The organism is Pseudomonas sp. QTF5 (assembly GCF_000512695.2).
Taxonomy (GTDB): Bacteria; Pseudomonadota; Gammaproteobacteria; order Pseudomonadales; family Pseudomonadaceae; genus Aquipseudomonas.
On the sequence record NZ_AZRW02000083.1, the window covers coordinates 1 to 599 of the forward strand.

At 60.6% G+C, this 599-nt stretch carries 1 protein-coding gene; it reads left to right on the plus strand.

Going from position 1 to position 599, the window contains the following annotated elements; all coding sequences use genetic code 11:
- Positions 1–599 (plus strand): DNA polymerase ligase N-terminal domain-containing protein (locus IC37_RS28650; RefSeq protein WP_030131499.1); only part of this gene is annotated, 599 nt, incomplete at both ends.

A 599-nucleotide genomic window follows, 5' to 3' on the forward strand; every position in this document is an offset into this window, starting at 1 on the left:
GACTTTCGCCTGGAACTCGATGGCGCGCTGAAAAGTTGGGCCGTGCCCAAAGGGCCATCGCTGGACCCCAAGGTCAAGCGCCTGGCCATCCACGTCGAAGACCATCCGTTGGATTACGCCACGTTCGAGGGCACCATTCCCGAAGGGCATTACGGCGCCGGCGATGTGATCGTCTGGGACCGTGGGGTGTGGATTCCCCAGGACGATCCGGCCACGGCGTACACCAAGGGCCGGCTGAAATTCGAGCTGAAAGGAGAGAAACTCGGCGGCCTGTGGAACCTTGTGCGCACGCACATGCCGGGCAAGCAGGAGCAGTGGTTTCTGATCAAGCATCAGGACAGCGCCGCCAGACCCGACAGCGAATACGACGTGGTCGCCGCCGAGCCGGACAGCGTGCTCAGCGATCGCACCATCGTGGAAAAAAAACACGACGCTGGGAAACCTAAGCCAATCAAAAAAGCCCCGGCCAAGGCACGTAAGGAAAAGTCGACACAACTGACGGGCGCGCGCAAAGCCAAGCTGCCGGAGCTGCTCAAACCCGAACTGGCGACGTTGGTGGAATCTGCGCCGAGCGGCGAATGGAGCTATGAGATCAAATT